The following is a 15,678-nucleotide window of genomic DNA, read 5'->3' on the forward strand; positions in this document are numbered from 1 at the left end:
GCCTTCTTGGCTCTAAGGTTTTCTGAAATCTCCCAAAGGGAGTCATATTGGCGAAGTTGGGCATCGACGAGAAGTAAAATAGCTTTCCCTGTTAAAAGTTTTTTGGATCCGTGATCGCGGTAAGGATGCCGATAGAGAGCAACATCCAAAATCTTAAGACACTTTTCAATAACGGTTTCTTCTGGTATACTGTTACCCATGTTAATGCTCCTTTTGTAGAGGTTTTTGGGTAACTTGTCTATTATATCTCTACATTAGGAGTTTTTCTTATAAATGTCTAATAAAAAATACCTTTTTTGTAAAATTTTATTTACATTACCGTTTAAAAACATTTATTTGCAAAGTCAGTGGATTTATGCACAATTTTGAGACTCCAGCAGGCGGAAAATGAGCAGACGCTCCAGTATTTGGTAAAACAACAACAAAAACTGTAAATAACTGAAGCATATGCGCAATTTCAGGTCGATCGGCTGCCAAAACTGAGCAAAAATCCGATTTATGCGCACTTTTAAGGCACTAGCCGGCGGAAAATGAGCAGACGCTCCAGTATTTGGTAAAATATCAGCAAAAACTGTAAATTACTGGAGCATATGCGCAATTTCAGGCCGATCGGCCGCCAAAACTGAGCAAAAATCCGATTTATGCGCACTTTTGAGACTCCGGCAAGCGGAAAATGAGCAGACACTCCAGTAATTGGTAAAACGGTGGCAGGAACTGTAAATAACTGGAGCATATGCGTAGTTTCACGTCGATCGGACACCAAAACTAAGCAAAAACCCGATATATGCGCACGGCTCCACCCGATTCATGGGTATCGACGCGCTCTAACCGCAAAAAGGGGCAGCCACCACAACGCTTCGTGGATGACTGCCCCAACGACCGGGCTTTGCCGGTTTTACCCGTTTTTTAGGAACATGATGTCGATTGTTTCACGAAATGTTTCCAATCCGATGAAGGGAAAAAATGTTCAGATATTTCCTTTTACGTAGCCGCCACACATCGGTTTATTCACCGACATCCTGATTAATGTTTTCGGTCAGCGGCTTCCAATAACTTCAATCTGAAATCTAATGTGTTGTACTTCTTCTTCTTCCAATACCAACCGAATGAAACCGGAACGATGATGACAAGAAGCATCAACAAGACGATTGGACCGAGTTCTAAGCGAACAAAAGAATCATATTGATGTTGGAAATCTTGGACTTGGGTAATGTTCATGACATCGCCTTCCGTCAAGATTAAACCTTCCTCTGGCGCATAATAAGCATATTCGTTCCAATCTTTTAAGAATATGTAATCACGTACGGTTTTATAACTTGCGACAGCGACAGTGATTTTTGAAATCGTATATTCTTTATTATCCTTTTTCACCTTAATAGGTTGATCTAAATTTATGGTTTTCACGTGATGAAGTTCAAGAGATCCGTCTTTAAAATCATAATTTGCCGTCTTATACTGCTTTTCAAAGGCTTTATACATGTCGCCGCTCGTTACGGTTTCCGCATGCGAAATGCCAAAGGTGAAAAAGAATGCTGCCGAAAGTAGAGTAAGACCAGCTAAAATCTTTTTAAACACACTGCTTCCCTCCTGTCACCTTCTATAATACCATAATCAAGCTGTTGTCAGTCTATTTCAAAAAAATTTTTTTAACGTTCGCGAACGATTTTAGCTAAAATCTGGCCTTTTTCATCCATCTTCACCGCCCGAAAATAGGCGTCATGATAAAACGTAAACCAAGCGCCTTCTTCAATCCCTTTATGGAGCCATTTTTCTTTAGCAAAAATCGAATCCATTGGATAATCGTCATAAGCCAATACCCATAAAACATTATGGTGAGCGTGGGTCGGCATGAGATCAGCCATGTGGTAGGCTATTTCCCCATCGCTTTCCAACGTAATAATGGCATGGCCATTACTGTGGCCGCCCGTATGATGCATCTCGATGCCAGGTAGGATCGTTTGGTGTTCGGAAAAGGTTTTGACCCGCTCAGCGATGGGCTTCCAGTTTTGTTCCCAATATGTGTTTCTTGAGCGGATGTTCGGGTGACGCATTTCTTCCCATTCGATCTCCGTTGTCCAAATTACTGCGTTCTCAAAGGTCGGAACGAGTCGGTCACCATCCCACTTCGAAAGGCCGGTGACATGATCGAAATGCAGATGCGTCATGAGAACGGCATCGATATCTTTTGTCGTAAGCCCAAGGTGCGCTAAACTTTCCTCGATATGCGCTTCATCTGTAATGCCGTAATTTCTTTTCTGTTTTTCTGTAAACTTGCCATTGCCGATGCCGGATTCAATCAGAAAATTTTTCCCTCCGGCTTGTAGCAAAATCGGATCGGTTCGTAATTCGATTTGGTTTAAGGCGTTTGCCGGATATTTTTTCTCCCATAAGGCTTTCGGTACTACACCAAACATGGCCCCGCCATCCAAATGCGTGACCCCACCGTCAAGCCAAGTGAGTCGAAATTTTCCGATTTGCAGTTGTTCCATACTCTCCCCTCCTTATTAGCAGTTTAACATAACTGCCCCCTAATTTTGAAACGGCTTACATGAAAAGGGGAGAGTCAACAAAGCATGACAAACAATGGATGCCGTTTGCGCCGCAACCTTTAGTTACCGTTTTTGAAAAACGCTTCACAGCGATAAATGCGGTGGCCTTTTGCCGCAAATTTTTCCTCGTATTCGGTTTGAACGTTATGTTCAATTTTCGCCTGATGTAAATCCAAGCTGATGTTTTCAAGGATCATGCCAAATTTCGAAAAACTTTCAAGAGAATACTCAAAAAATGCTTGATTATCGGTTTTTAAACAAATTCGTCCGCCTGGCTTTAACACGCGCTTATATGTCTCAAGGAAATCACGGTACGTTAAACGCCGTTTTTCGTGCCGTTTTTTGGGCCACGGGTCGGAAAAATTCAAATAGATGCGGTCAATCTCAGCATCAGCAAAATAATCCATTAAATTTTGCGCATTCACATTTAACAGTTTGACATTATCCAAAGGGTGATCGACGAGTTTTTGCACCGCGCTGACGATCACGCTCTTTTCTCTTTCAATGCCAATAAAATTTTCTTCAGGGAACAGCTTTCCCATTCCGGTAATAAATTGTCCTTTCCCGGTTCCGATTTCAATATTCAGCGGATGACGATTGCCAAATACAGTGTGCCAGCTTCCTTTATATTGTTCCGGTTGCTGAAGCACGATGTCGGTGTGTTGGGTGATATAGTCCGCTGCCCACGGCTTATGTCTGACGCGCATGCGAGTCATCCTTTCTTTAGGTGTGCATAAAAATGGGATGGTTTTACAAATTATATAGAGATAATACCAACATTGACAAAGGAAGTGATTCCGATGGCGATCAATGACCGCCATAAGCTTGGTCTTATCTTAGACATACTAAAAACTCACCACTTGGATGGGGTGGCGAGTCAGTCGGAATATGAGCAATTATACCGAGCAACGAAACAGTATCTGGACGAGATTCCCGACCATGAACACGCCGAGACCTTGCGAGCCATTCATGATTACAGCGCCCAAGCGATGCAAATGGACGGTTATGATGACCATATTCATAATAATAAAGAAAATATCGCCTCATGGGTTCAGACACTCGGCTAAGCGCCCTACCGAAATCATTGTCCGGTTAAGAACTCCATTAATTCGGTTTCTTGATGTTGATATTCTCCCTCATTAATAAGAAGGGTTGTCAGGTGACGGACTACAATATACCAGCGCAACCGCCGTCTGGTTGCCTCAGTCAGCGGCCAGCCGTATTCATTCAGCCAGTCCTGCCAATCCTTTCGGTCGATATACCAATATAAGACCATGCTAAGGTCAAGCGCTGGGTCAGCTAACATGGCTTGATCCCAGTCTACTAAATAAAGCTGTCCTGATTCGTCAATCAGCCAGTTGTTATGGTTAATATCACAATGACAAACGGAAAGGCGCGGCGGTTTGACATCACCGCAATATTCCGCCAAGAAATCGATCGCTAGCCGAACGATTTGATGGTCTTGATACGGTTTACTTTTTTCAATCAGCGCTTCGCAAATATTTTCTGGAAGAAGCGGTGCTTTCCCAAGCCTAGATAGCATAAACGCCAAAGGTTTGGAATCGTGAATTTTTTTCAACATTTGAATCACTTGGCTTGATCTCATTTCCTCGGCGCTAAGGGAGCGGCCTTCCAGCCATTTTTGTGCTGTAATGACATCCCCGTTTTCCAACCGTTTCGTCCACAAGAGCTTCGGCACGATGCCTTCAGCCGATAATACGGCTAAAAAGGGGGAGGAATTGCGTTTAATAAACAGTTTTCCTTTTTTTGATCGGGCAACATAGGCTTTGCCAGTATTGCCGCCAGCCGAAGTCAGCACCCAATCATCACTTAACCAATTCATGTCGGACGACTCCCCTGCATTCCGATTTTAAAACATGGCTCTGCTTAAGAGAACTTAGCTCTGCTAAAGGAAACTTGGCTCTGCTAAAGGAAACTTGGCTCTGCCAAGCCTTTGAAGTGAAGGCAGAGCCTTAGTTGATCTTATACTGGACTCATTTACTAGCCAGTGCAAGCCTTTGAAGTGAAGGCAGAGCCTTAGTTGATCTTATACTGGACTTATTTACTAGCCAGTGCAAGTCTTTGAAGTGAAGGCAGAGCCTTAGTTGATCTTATACTAGACTCGTTAACTAGCCAGTGCAAGCCTTTTTAGCGAAGGTAGAGCTTAAGTTGGCCTTATGTTAGCCTGATAAATAAACAGCCAGTGTAAGCCTCTTGGGCTTAGGCAGAGCCTTATTGGCCTAAAAAAATTTTAACCCCGTTCATCAAAAGATCGAAAAAAGTTCACTTTTATACCTTATGACATCTTTCCCCTCTGGTCAAGCTGAAAATTTCAACCTTAAGCTCCGCATTCGGGAAAACTTGGAAACACCAAAATCATCATCTCGCATGACGCTTCAGATGCGGGCCTTGGCGGAGGTCTTTGTATGTACTAAAAGGCATTCCGCACATCGAAGTTGTCCGTGTTTCAGCGGAGAGCGATGCCGATTCATCAGCGATAACCAAACTTTCATTGTTGTGCGGTCGTAAATGTCATAGGCCTCACTGTATTTCGCAAACTCCACATAACTTTCCGGCGCAAGCAGGCAAGCTTTCACAGGGATGTCTAAATCGTTTTCCGTTAAAATCCGTTGAACCGCATGAACAGCCGGATCAAGCGCCAAATATGGATTGTCCAGCTGCCTGATCCCATTTGACGTGATTTCCTGCCACTTCCGGGTATTTACCCCTTGCAGGACACTTGCCGATTCCCCGAAAACCGTCTGGATGCACCAAACTGTAAACGGAGTCAAAAGGATCAGGTCGCCATCGATTTCCGTATCGTCCACCAAAAAAGTGGGATGATATAGAACGAGCGTCGTATCATCAAGCAGGCGCAAGAGCTGTTTTATAAAGGGATCGGTAGGCTTCATCTCGTCAGCGGGCGGCTCCAAACTCGGCGTCGTTGTCGCCCAAAGCAGTTGTTTTTGAAAAAAGGCTTCATGAAACTTCGTTTTGAGCGTTTGCACATCAAGTCCCCGATGGGCATTTTTTTCCGCAAATTCTTGGTAACGGCGCGTTTTAATCTGGGTAAATCGCCCGGCGTAACGATAAACATTCGTTTCATAGCGCGAAGGATAATGGTTGAGTTTAATTAATTGAGCCATCTTCCACTCTCCTTATCTTTCTTGAAGCGGAAAGCGCTCGACCATCACATATCTGGGCGTCTGCGCGGGCTCGACCCGATAAAGGGCAAATTCAACCGCCCGCCATCCGAGCGGTTCAAATTCGGGAAGAGAGGCTTGCCATTCTTCATTGGTGACGGGTCTTCCCCGCCATTTTTTAGCGATCGTGATATGCGGGCGATACGGCCGTTTCTCCTCCTGAAAACCAACTTTTACGGCACATTCTTGAACCGCCTGGCTCAATGCGGGTAAATAACTGTCGTATTGTACACCCATCCAGACGACACGCGGCTCGTCTTTTTTGCCGAAAGTGCCGAAGCCATTCAAACGAATTTCCATTGCCGGTTGTTTGACTGCTATCTTCCAGAGTTCAGTATTAAGCTGATCGATTTGTTCCGAAGATGCCTCTCCTATAAAAAACAAGGTGATATGATAATCTGCCCGATCTGTCCAATAACCATATGTAAGCCGTTTTTTCATTATGCTGGCCCGCTCGGAAAGGTGTTTTTTGACTTCTTCCGGAACGGGTATCGCTAAAAAATAATGTGGCATCATAACCCCTCCGAAATCTTTCTACAAGTTGTATTATCTCACAAATGCAGCCTATTTTGTTATAATGATTGACGAAAATAGGAAAAAATCCGATACGGGTTTTTAGCTGTTGTTAACGAACAACCCATTATTCCGAGAGAAAGGTGTTTTGTCCATGGTCAAAATAGCCAATCACATTACAGACCTGATCGGTGATACGCCGCTGATCCGGCTAAATCGGCTTCCTGACCCGAATGGTGCAACGATTTATGCCAAGCTCGAAGCGTTTAACCCAACCCATAGCGTCAAAGACCGGGCAGCGTTTAACATGATTCTCGAAGCTGAAAAAGCAGGCAAGTTGAAAAAAGGGGCGACCATCATTGAACCGACATCCGGCAACACCGGCATTGGCCTGGCGATGAATGCCACCGTACGCGGTTATAAAGCCATCATCGTCATGCCGGATACGATGACCAAAGAGCGCATTAATTTGCTAAAAGCGTATGGTGCCGAGGTAGTGCTTACGCCAGGTGATGAAAAAATGCCAGGCGCCATTGCAAAAGCGAAGGAACTGGCTGAAAGCATCCCGAACAGCTTTATTCCCATGCAGTTCGAAAACGAGGCGAACCCTAACGCCCACCGCCAAACAACAGCCTTAGAAATAATAGAAGCCGTCAAAACTATTGGAAAAACGTTCCGCGCGTTTGTAGCTACGGCCGGTACAGGCGGAACCATTACGGGCACTGGTGAAACACTTAAAGAAGCGTACCCAGATTTAACGGTCCATGTCGTTGAACCGGCAGGATCTCCTGTGCTTTCTGGCGGAAAACCTGGCAAACACAAACTCGTCGGTACGAGTCCCGGTTTCATTCCAAAAATCCTTAACATGAACATTCTGGATGAAATTATTCAAGTGACGGATGAAGCAGCTTACGAAACCACGCGCCGCTTAGCCCGTGAAGAGGGCATCCTCGTCGGTCCTTCCTCTGGTGCTTCTGTTTACGGCGCGATCCAGGTCGCCAAAAGATTCACACCAGATGATGTCGTCATCTGCATGACCAATGACACCGGCGAGCGTTATTTGTCCGGCGATTTGTTTATATAAATAACTGCCACCGATTTTTCGCCCAACCGTAGTAGGTGAGTCACGCTCTCAAAATGTATTTTTTCATTCCGCTATTTTACAAAATAAGGATGTTGCGTCCCTCAGCGTGCTGGAAATCCTCCACCAATGGGACGCATTTCCACCTTATGTCCGATCCGCAACAGAATCCAGTCCACACGGAAAAATAAATCCATTTTATGGTAACCCATGCACGCGTTCACCTAATATAAAAGTGTCGTGTCCCGCAATATTCCCCCTCTCGCGTTTGAAACAGCGAAAGCATCCTATTTTTATAAGAGCCAACATGATGTAAGCACTTTTCAAAAATTTTGCGCCTTTCCATTTGACAATTTGTCAAACTATTGTACCATTATAAGAAAGGGGAATGCGTTTAGACTTTTCTTTTCTCGAAGCAGTACATCCGTATACATTTTTGTTTTCGCCATTATGCTACATGTCTCAACATTCCACTCGAAGAGATTGGTCAATCCCCTTTGAGGCAACAGAGAATCGGCTGATGTAAAACAAAAAATGTTAGGAGTGGTTTTTTGAATCCCTCAACAAACAGGATGCTGAATCGAGTGAAGGATGTCTATTTGTACATTAAGGAAAACGGCACGGTGACGACCCAGGAACTTGTGGATGCATTTGAAATGAATCAAAGGACCATTCAAAGAGACTTGAACATTTTAACCTATAATAATCTTGTCAAGAGTGTCAGCCGAGGGAAATGGACAGTCACCAATAAAAAAGTACGCGTCTCCTGACGAAAGGCCGAAAAAGGGCGCTCCGTCGGAGACTGGTAAAAATTTCCCCGAACGGAGCCCCTTTTTGCCCAACACCCTCCCGTCTAAAAGTGACAACCGCTTTCGAAAATTATTTATGAATTCATCGTTTCGAAGGTGGCGATGTCATGACGGAACGGGTTGGCCTCATTGCGACTTCACGTAAAACCTTGCAACACCCTGCTCCGGCAATTGACTTTTTCCGTGGTTCCCTTTTCACACATACCATTCTATACGCCCAAAAACACTACGACCGCTATTATTTATTTGATGTAAAAAATGGACTTTTATTGCCGGATGATATCCTCATTCCTAAACTGCTTTCGATCAAAACATTGACAAAAGCAGAAAAACAAGCCTGGGCAGAATCCGTTATACGGGAATTTCGTGAATGGGAGCTGCCTGAGTGCATTACCGTCTATATTCACGGCGGTTTAATTTATCGTCAATTACTTGAACCGGAATTAAAAAAATATGGTTTTACTTATGAAGTCCCTTTTAAAGGCTTTGGCATCGGCGAGCAATTGAATTGGTATAAAGAACATTTAAAAACGAAATAAAAAAAATTGGCTCTACCTAGCTTTTTAGACGATGGCAGAGCCTTTGTTTTACTATAAGAGCCTAATAAATCATGTCCTTGCGCTAGGTTGATGGTCCTCTGAGTCTTGAAAACCTAGCGCTTTTTTAGTTGCACAAGAGATTTTTAACCGCCTCACCCGGACCCCCTCACCACACACCTTCTCCACTTGACATATTTTTGCGGCAAGCCCCGCTTAATTTTAGCAACGGGTGGAGCCAGGCTATTAAATAAATCGATTCAGAAACGGAATTCTCGTACCGAGCACTTGTTTGGCAAGCCCGGAGCGGAAAGAGAGCACCATATAGATAAATCCGCCAACGGCAATACCGAGTACGGAATAAACAAGCGCTTGAAGGCGGTTCGCCGGTACGAATCCACCGAGTACGCTGAACAACCCCCATATCCCAAGTCCCATGATGAGTGTAAATAGTGAGATTAAAAGGAATCGTTTTATGATAAAGCGATACGGGTAACGGGCCATTTTTCCGATGAACGCTAAGTTGATAAGAATGGAGACCGCATATCCTAAATCCGTAGCAAAAATCGAGCCGATATCCGGCCACCATTTTAAAAACAATGGGTTAAAGCACATTTTTAATAAAATCCCGATCGCTAAGCTTAAAATGGTCACTTTTTGACAATTAATGCCTTGAAGAATGGCTGCCGTAACAGAAAAACCGGCAAAGAGCACAGCCGATGGCGCATACCATCTTAAGATATAGCCACCCAAGGTTATGGAATCACTAAAACCGTAAAGCAATCCGTAAAGCATATAAGCGAGCATCGATAAACCGACAGCGGCGGGAACGGTAAAGAACAGCACAAATTGTAAAGCCTTCGTCATTTCAATTTGCAATTCTTTTTGTTTCCCTTCCGTAAAAGAAGCCGTAATTGCCGGCACGACACTGACGGCAAGGGCCGTCGCCAAAGAAACCGGAATCATCACGAGTTTTTGATCATAGGTCATGAGATTGGCGATAATGGCTTTCACATCGAGATTTAAGTGTTGATGATAAACATTTAAAAAATGATTCAAAGTTAATTGATCTATGAGTAAGTAAAGCTGGTTGGCAAGGCCGACAGCAACAAACGGTATGGCATACTGGATCAATTCCGCGTACATCGACTTAAGCGGCACATGATGGTCCGGACTTTGTTCAACGAGCTGATCCAAATGCGGTTTTCGTTTAAACCAATACCGAACTAAAAGAACCAGTCCAGCCACTCCACCAACAAAGGCGCCAAACGTGACGGCAGCGACGGCATTCCTCACCGAACCCGAGACCTTCATGATAATAAAAGCGGCCACCAACCCAAAACCGATGCGGACGATTTGTTCAATCGTTTGGGACGTGGCTGTCGGTCCCATGGATTCAAAACCTTGAAAATAACCGCGCATTAAACTCATTACCGGAACAATAATCAGGGCAAAACTGAGCACCTTCATGATGAAAACCAAATTGTGGTAAGTCTCGCCACTCCTTGCTCCATCAAGTGTGATCGACGAAAAATACGGGGCGCCGTAGTACATGAGAAGGAATCCTAAAAAGCCGGTCAGCGTCATCACCAACAATCCTGACCGAAACAATTTCCGTCCTGTCCGATAGTCACCTAAAGTATTATATCTCGATACAAATTTGGAAACAGCAAGCGGGATGCCTACCGTCGATAGACTTAATATGATGGCATATGGTGTATAAGAAACGGAATAAAGAAATACGCCGTCTTTTCCGCCGACAATGGCGTTAAACGGAATAACAAATAACATCCCGAGGAACTTCGATAGAAAAGTCGCCACTGTCAACAGCAATGTTCCTCGAATCATTCGGGATTCCGACATATATCGTTACAACTCCTGCCCGATCATGTAAAAATAAAAATGTTGTCGAATCCCTTGTATTGTATCACATCCAAATCGTAAATGCGTATATTCATCTCGAGGATGTCACCCCTCTCCGCAACATTTGCCTATACACGCACTTAAGCATTAAAATGGTAGCCTTCATAAAAAAGCGAAAGGCGTCTGTCACGCTTCAACTCCTTTTTTAACCTCTGCCAAGTGCTTTTATCGGCGCTTCCGCTCGATCCGCGTTGCCGCCTCAGGTAAATGGTAGACAACCATGGCGGAGAAACAGAAAACTTGCTCACCCGATGCCCCCTCGGCGACAGCCACTCTGAACTGAATGTCGAGGACTTCGTTTTCCGAAGGGATGGACCGGAGGAAATCATTCACCGCGCTTTCAAGGTCTTCTTCATGCTCTTCATCAAAGATTTTTACCGCCAACATAAAAAAACACCTCCGCACCAAATCTATTTGATGCGAAAGTGCTCATTCCTTTAGGATTTTTCGTCGGCTTTCATTCTATTTTGTCGAGAAACCGAAGCTTTACGCTTCAATCGCTCCCCGCCATTTTAACATGCCGCCTTCCATATTGATCACTTTAAACCCTTGTTCGGCGAGGAATTCGGAAGCTTTTTCACTGCGGCGTCCGGAACGACAAACCATGATGTAAGTTTTATCACGATCGAGTTCTTCGCAGCGTTCCGGCAAAGTACCCAACCTAATGTGTTTTGCCCCTGGAATCATGCCCGTTTCCACTTCTTCATCCTCCCGGACATCGATAATGACCGTGTCTTCGGACAATCCCCTTTCCAGCTGCTCCTGTAACTCGTCTGTTGTAATCGTTCCATATGATTCGCCCATGAAATGTCACCTTTCTGTTAAACTTCTCGTTACCTATTGTTAACCTCAGCCGGTGAAAAGTCAAGGCCAGGGACGTGAAGGTTATGTGAACGTTTTCACGACCAACACATTCCCTGGCATTTGATCACAAACTTAATTCGCAACAATATTCACGAGCTTTCCCGGGACGACAATGACCTTCCGGACAGTTTTACCTTGGAGCCACTCTTTAATGTGGTCATCGGCGAGCGCCTTTTCCTCCAAGGCCGCGCGATCGATTGTCTTCGGCACGGTTAATTTGGAACGGACTTTGCCATTGACTTGAATGACGATTTCGACCGTCGACTCAACGAGCTTATCAGGGTCATATGTCGGCCAGGACGTCAGGCTGACTGAAGGTTCATTCCCTAAAATCTCCCACAATTCTTCCGCGATGTGCGGGGCGAGCGGAGACAATAACTTGGTGAAGCCTTCCACATAGGCTTTTGGAATTTCCGTTTGTTTATAGCTTTCGTTAATAAAGACCATGAGTTGCGAAATGGCCGTGTTAAAACGAAGATTCTCATAATCCTCCGTCACTTTCTGGACGGTTTGGTGGTACGTTTTTTCGTAGCTCTCAGTTGCTGCGACATCTTCCACAACTTTTTCGGACAGGTGGCCATCCTCCGTGACAAACAGTCTCCAGATGCGATCCAAAAAGCGTCTTGCCCCGTCAAGCCCTTCTTCCGACCAGGCAATGGAAGCTTCCAGCGGTCCCATAAACATTTCATAGACGCGCAAGGTATCCGCACCATGGGATTCAACGATATCGTCCGGATTGACGACATTTCCCTTTGATTTACTCATTTTTTCATTGTTGGCACCAAGTATCATGCCAGGGTTATATAAGCGCTGGAACGGTTCTTCGGTCGGAACGACGCCGATATCGTATAACACCTTATGCCAGAAGCGGGCGTATAACAAGTGTAAAACAGCATGTTCCGCGCCCCCGATATAAACATCGACCGGCAGCCATTTTTTTAATTTTTCTGGGTCAGCCAGTTTTTCTTTATTGTGCGGGTCAATATACCGCAAGTAGTACCAGCAGCTGCCTGCCCATTGCGGCATCGTATTCGTTTCGCGGCGGGCTTTCATGCCGGTTTCCGGATCAACGGTATTCACCCAATCCTCGGCATTGGCAAGCGGTGACTCCCCAGTGCCTGAAGGCCGGATTTCCTTCATATGGGGTAAAGTCAATGGCAACTCTTCTTCAGGAAGCGGTTTAATCGTGCCATCTTCAAGATGCAAAATCGGAATCGGTTCACCCCAATAACGTTGACGGCTGAATAACCAGTCGCGCAAGCGGTAAGAAACTTTCTTGCGGCCGATCCCTTCTTTTTCCAACCATTCAATCATCTTTAGAATGGCTTCCTCTTTGTTCAGGCCGTTTAAAAAGTCCGATTGGACATGTTCACCGTCACCTGTATAGGCGGCTTCATCGACGTTTCCGCCTTTAACGACCTCACGGATGGGGAGGCTATATTTTTTGGCAAATTCATGGTCGCGTTCGTCGTGCCCAGGAACAGCCATGATCGCCCCACTGCCGTAAGTGATTAACACATAATCGGCGATCCAGATCGGCAATTTCTCCCCATTAACCGGATTAATCGCATAGCCGCCAGTAAACACACCCGTTTTTTCTTTAGAAAGTTCCGTCCGCTCCATGTCGCTTTTCTTTTCCACTTCACGGCGGTAACTTTCAACGGATGCTTTTTGTTCCGGTGTCGTAATCTTGTCGACGAGTTGATGTTCAGGAGCTAAAACGAGATAAGTAGCTCCGAATAATGTATCCGGACGGGTCGTGAACACCGTTACCGTTTCGTCATGTCCGTCAATTTTAAACGTAATTTCGGCCCCTTCTGATTTACCGATCCAATTGCGTTGCATCTCTTTAATATGTTCCGGCCAATCGACTTTATCGAGATCAGCCAATAACCGTTCGGCATAGGCGGTGATTTTCAACATCCATTGCCGCATCGGTTTACGGATGACAGGATGCCCCCCGCGTTCACTCTTGCCATCGATAACTTCCTCGTTCGCTAACACCGTCCCAAGTGCTGGGCACCAGTTGACGGGCACCTCAGCCATATAGGCCAACCCTTTTTTGTATAATTGCAGGAAAATCCACTGCGTCCATTTATAATATTCGGGGTCTGTCGTGTTGATTTCCCGGTCCCAATCATACGAAAAACCGAGCGATTTCAATTGCCGTTTAAACGTGGCGATGTTTTTTTGCGTAAATTCCCTCGGGTCATTTCCTGTATCCAAAGCGTATTGTTCAGCCGGCAAACCAAAGGCATCCCAGCCCATCGTATGAAGCACTTCATAACCTTGCATGCGCTTCATCCGAGCAAGGATATCGGTCGCCGTATAACCTTCAGGATGACCGACGTGAAGCCCAGCCCCAGACGGATAAGGAAACATATCCAACACATAAAATTTTTCCTTATCCGATTCAGTGTCCGTTTTGAAAGTCTTGTGTTCCTCCCAATAACGCTGCCATTTTTGTTCAATTTCTCTGTGTTTATATGGCACGTTAATCCCTCCTTCATTTCAATCCATCCAAGAAAAATTATCGAAAATAAATAAACCCCCCGCCCTTAACTGTTCTGTTAGGGACGAGAGGTTGGATCACTATTTTCTTTCCCGCGGTACCACCCAAATTGGTGCAAATCCTGCACCCACTCTTTTTGTGATAACGCGCATAACCGCGGCAATCCGCTAATAGGCAAGCCGTTCACGGATGCAACTCCAAGGCGAGTTCAGACCGCGTACCCGTTGACTTGCACCGACCGTCAACTCTCTTTAATGGGACATTTCAGTCTTACTACTCCTTGTCACCGTTTTTAAATAATTTTAATTTGTATTTTATGCAATGTCGAAAAACTTGTCAAGGGTAAATTTTAAATGGTACAAGCAAATAGGCCTCATTATGATTCTCTTGACATTTAATGCAAATACTCTTTTTTCGGCAGTTTCTGTTGGACATAGGTTTGGGCAGTTCGCACTTTTTGCACTGGGCGATCATAGACCAAGGACGTCACGACGGCGCCAATAAAACAGACAATAATGACAATAAATAAAACATGCATGTTGAAAAGGTCGACAATCAAGCCTCCGAAAAGTGGACCAATCATCCGCCCGCCGGTGGCCGCACTGTTAATAAATCCTTGATAAAAACCGGCGCGCCCTTTTGGGGCGAGCGTGTTCGCCACAGTAGGCACCGCCGGCCAAACAAGCATTTCCCCCAACGTCAACACGACCATGGCCATCATTAACTCATTAAAGGAATCCGCAAACGATAAAATGATGAACGAACAGATAAAAATGCCGATGCCTACGAGCATTTGCGCTTTCGCGGACGATAGTTTTTTTGTGACAACAGAAACGAGCGGCTGGCCAAAAACAATGAGCAATCCGTTCACAGTCCACAAATAACTGTAATGCGAGTAGGGGATGTGTAAGTCTTGCGTATAGGAAGCGATGGTCGATGTCCATTGGACATAAGCCATCCAACACAAAACAAAGCCGATGCTGAGAATAACAAGGGCGTTAAATGGACCTTTTTGTGTGTGACCTCCCGCCTGCTCGATCACATTGGTTGGGTGATGATCAGGCTTCACCGCAGTAGCGATTTTCCTAAAAGTGAAAAAGACAAAAAAGGTTAATAAGATATACATGGTGGCATTGACAGTAAAAATCAGAGAAAAGGAAATATCGGCCACCAAGCCACCGAGCGCCGTGCCGATAGCAACACCTATATTTTGCGCCACATAAAGCGCATTAAACGGCTTGCGGCCACCTTCCGGCCAAACGGCACCCGACAGCGCGAACATGGATGGAAACACCATGCCCGAGCCAAAACCGACAATAACGAGCAATACCGAATATGGCCATGTGGAATGGTCAATGGTTAGGGCAATCCCAGCCCCCGCTGTAATGATGAGACCGATTAAAATCGAACGATAACCGCCGATGCGGTCAAACAAAAAGCCACCAACGAGATTACCGACAATCCCTGCGCCACTGTTTAACATAAGAATCAGCCCGGCAAATGTCAGAGAATGCCCTAAAATATCGTGTATATAAATGGTGTTTAACGGCCAGAGAAAACTCGATCCAGTTGTATTAATGACCGCCCCAATGAGCACGAGCCATAATGACTTCGGCATCGTTTTCTTCCTTTCGTGATGAAATGTAAGAGATTTAAACGAGACCAAAGCCAGTTTACTCTCTTTCTCT

The 15,678-nt window shown here is 45.1% G+C and carries 16 protein-coding genes and 1 other annotated feature; of the genes, 4 read left to right on the forward strand and 12 right to left on the reverse strand.

The window, feature by feature from the left end:
• The 4 genes from H532_RS18475 to trmB all read right to left on the reverse strand — a co-directional run.
• Positions 1-200: hypothetical protein (locus H532_RS18475; protein WP_038112108.1), on the reverse strand; the 200-nt coding region annotated here is incomplete at its 3' end.
• Positions 201-1,023: 823 nt separating this feature from the next.
• Positions 1,024-1,575 carry a hypothetical protein gene (locus H532_RS0109915; RefSeq protein ID WP_027725360.1) on the reverse strand — a complete coding sequence of 184 codons (552 nt, stop codon included), beginning with the start codon at positions 1,573-1,575 and terminating at the stop codon, positions 1,024-1,026.
• A gap of 71 nt (positions 1,576-1,646) precedes the next feature.
• Positions 1,647-2,489 (reverse strand): YtnP family quorum-quenching lactonase, encoded by an 843-nt coding sequence (locus H532_RS0109920; protein ID WP_027725361.1) that lies wholly within the window; start codon positions 2,487-2,489, stop codon positions 1,647-1,649.
• A gap of 119 nt (positions 2,490-2,608) precedes the next feature.
• Positions 2,609-3,256 carry a tRNA (guanosine(46)-N7)-methyltransferase TrmB gene (trmB, locus tag H532_RS0109925; RefSeq protein WP_027725362.1) on the reverse strand — a complete coding sequence of 216 codons (648 nt, stop codon included), beginning with the start codon at positions 3,254-3,256 and terminating at the stop codon, positions 2,609-2,611.
• A gap of 93 nt (positions 3,257-3,349) precedes the next feature.
• On the opposite strand from trmB, the gene H532_RS18480 reads away from it, so the two are divergent.
• Positions 3,350-3,616 (forward strand): YtzH-like family protein, encoded by a 267-nt coding sequence (locus tag H532_RS18480; RefSeq protein WP_051263253.1) that lies wholly within the window; start codon positions 3,350-3,352, stop codon positions 3,614-3,616.
• A gap of 14 nt (positions 3,617-3,630) precedes the next feature.
• Here H532_RS18480 and H532_RS0109935 read toward each other — a convergent pair whose 3' ends face one another.
• The 3 genes from H532_RS0109935 to thpR form a co-directional block, all read right to left on the reverse strand.
• Positions 3,631-4,392: a phosphotransferase family protein gene (locus H532_RS0109935; RefSeq protein ID WP_027725363.1), complete on the reverse strand. Its 762-nt coding sequence runs from the start codon at positions 4,390-4,392 to the stop codon at positions 3,631-3,633.
• A 553-nt stretch (positions 4,393-4,945) separates the two neighbouring features.
• Positions 4,946-5,695, reverse strand: coding sequence for an NERD domain-containing protein (locus tag H532_RS0109940; protein ID WP_027725364.1), 750 nt, complete (start codon positions 5,693-5,695; stop codon positions 4,946-4,948).
• Positions 5,696-5,707: 12 nt separating this feature from the next.
• Positions 5,708-6,265 carry an RNA 2',3'-cyclic phosphodiesterase gene (gene thpR, locus H532_RS0109945; RefSeq protein WP_027725365.1) on the reverse strand — a complete coding sequence of 186 codons (558 nt, stop codon included), beginning with the start codon at positions 6,263-6,265 and terminating at the stop codon, positions 5,708-5,710.
• A 154-nt stretch (positions 6,266-6,419) separates the two neighbouring features.
• Between thpR and cysK the strand changes: the two genes are divergently transcribed.
• The 3 genes from cysK (at position 6,420) to H532_RS0109965 (ending at position 8,694) form a co-directional block, all read left to right on the forward strand.
• Positions 6,420-7,349, forward strand: coding sequence for a cysteine synthase A (cysK, locus tag H532_RS0109950; protein ID WP_027725366.1), 930 nt, complete (start codon positions 6,420-6,422; stop codon positions 7,347-7,349).
• A 548-nt stretch (positions 7,350-7,897) separates the two neighbouring features.
• Entirely contained in the window at positions 7,898-8,116 is a 219-nt protein-coding gene (locus H532_RS0109960) for a DeoR family transcriptional regulator (RefSeq protein ID WP_027725367.1), read from the forward strand.
• Positions 8,117-8,262: 146 nt separating this feature from the next.
• Positions 8,263-8,694 carry a DUF6884 domain-containing protein gene (locus tag H532_RS0109965; RefSeq protein ID WP_027725368.1) on the forward strand — a complete coding sequence of 144 codons (432 nt, stop codon included), beginning with the start codon at positions 8,263-8,265 and terminating at the stop codon, positions 8,692-8,694.
• 243 nt (positions 8,695-8,937) lie between these two features.
• On the opposite strand, the gene H532_RS0109970 is transcribed toward H532_RS0109965, so the two are convergent.
• The 5 genes from H532_RS0109970 to H532_RS18490 form a co-directional block, all read right to left on the reverse strand.
• Positions 8,938-10,554: a putative polysaccharide biosynthesis protein gene (locus H532_RS0109970; RefSeq protein ID WP_027725369.1), complete on the reverse strand. Its 1,617-nt coding sequence runs from the start codon at positions 10,552-10,554 to the stop codon at positions 8,938-8,940.
• 225 nt (positions 10,555-10,779) lie between these two features.
• Complete coding sequence (locus H532_RS18485) at positions 10,780-11,001, reverse strand: sporulation protein Cse60 (RefSeq protein ID WP_051263254.1); 222 nt, start codon at positions 10,999-11,001, stop codon at positions 10,780-10,782.
• Positions 11,002-11,100: 99 nt separating this feature from the next.
• Positions 11,101-11,418 (reverse strand): rhodanese-like domain-containing protein, encoded by a 318-nt coding sequence (locus H532_RS0109980; RefSeq protein WP_027725370.1) that lies wholly within the window; start codon positions 11,416-11,418, stop codon positions 11,101-11,103.
• Between the two features lie 132 nt (positions 11,419-11,550).
• Positions 11,551-13,971, reverse strand: a complete 2,421-nt coding sequence (gene leuS, locus H532_RS0109985; protein ID WP_027725371.1) for a leucine--tRNA ligase — start codon at positions 13,969-13,971, stop codon at positions 11,551-11,553.
• Between the two features lie 76 nt (positions 13,972-14,047).
• Positions 14,048-14,286: a binding site (T-box leader), on the reverse strand.
• A gap of 98 nt (positions 14,287-14,384) precedes the next feature.
• Positions 14,385-15,608 (reverse strand): MDR family MFS transporter, encoded by a 1,224-nt coding sequence (locus H532_RS18490; RefSeq protein WP_051263255.1) that lies wholly within the window; start codon positions 15,606-15,608, stop codon positions 14,385-14,387.
• Positions 15,609-15,678: the final 70 nt, after the last annotated feature.

It is taken from the genome of Tuberibacillus calidus DSM 17572 (assembly GCF_000430685.1).
Taxonomy (GTDB): Bacteria; Bacillota; Bacilli; order Bacillales; family Sporolactobacillaceae; genus Tuberibacillus; species Tuberibacillus calidus.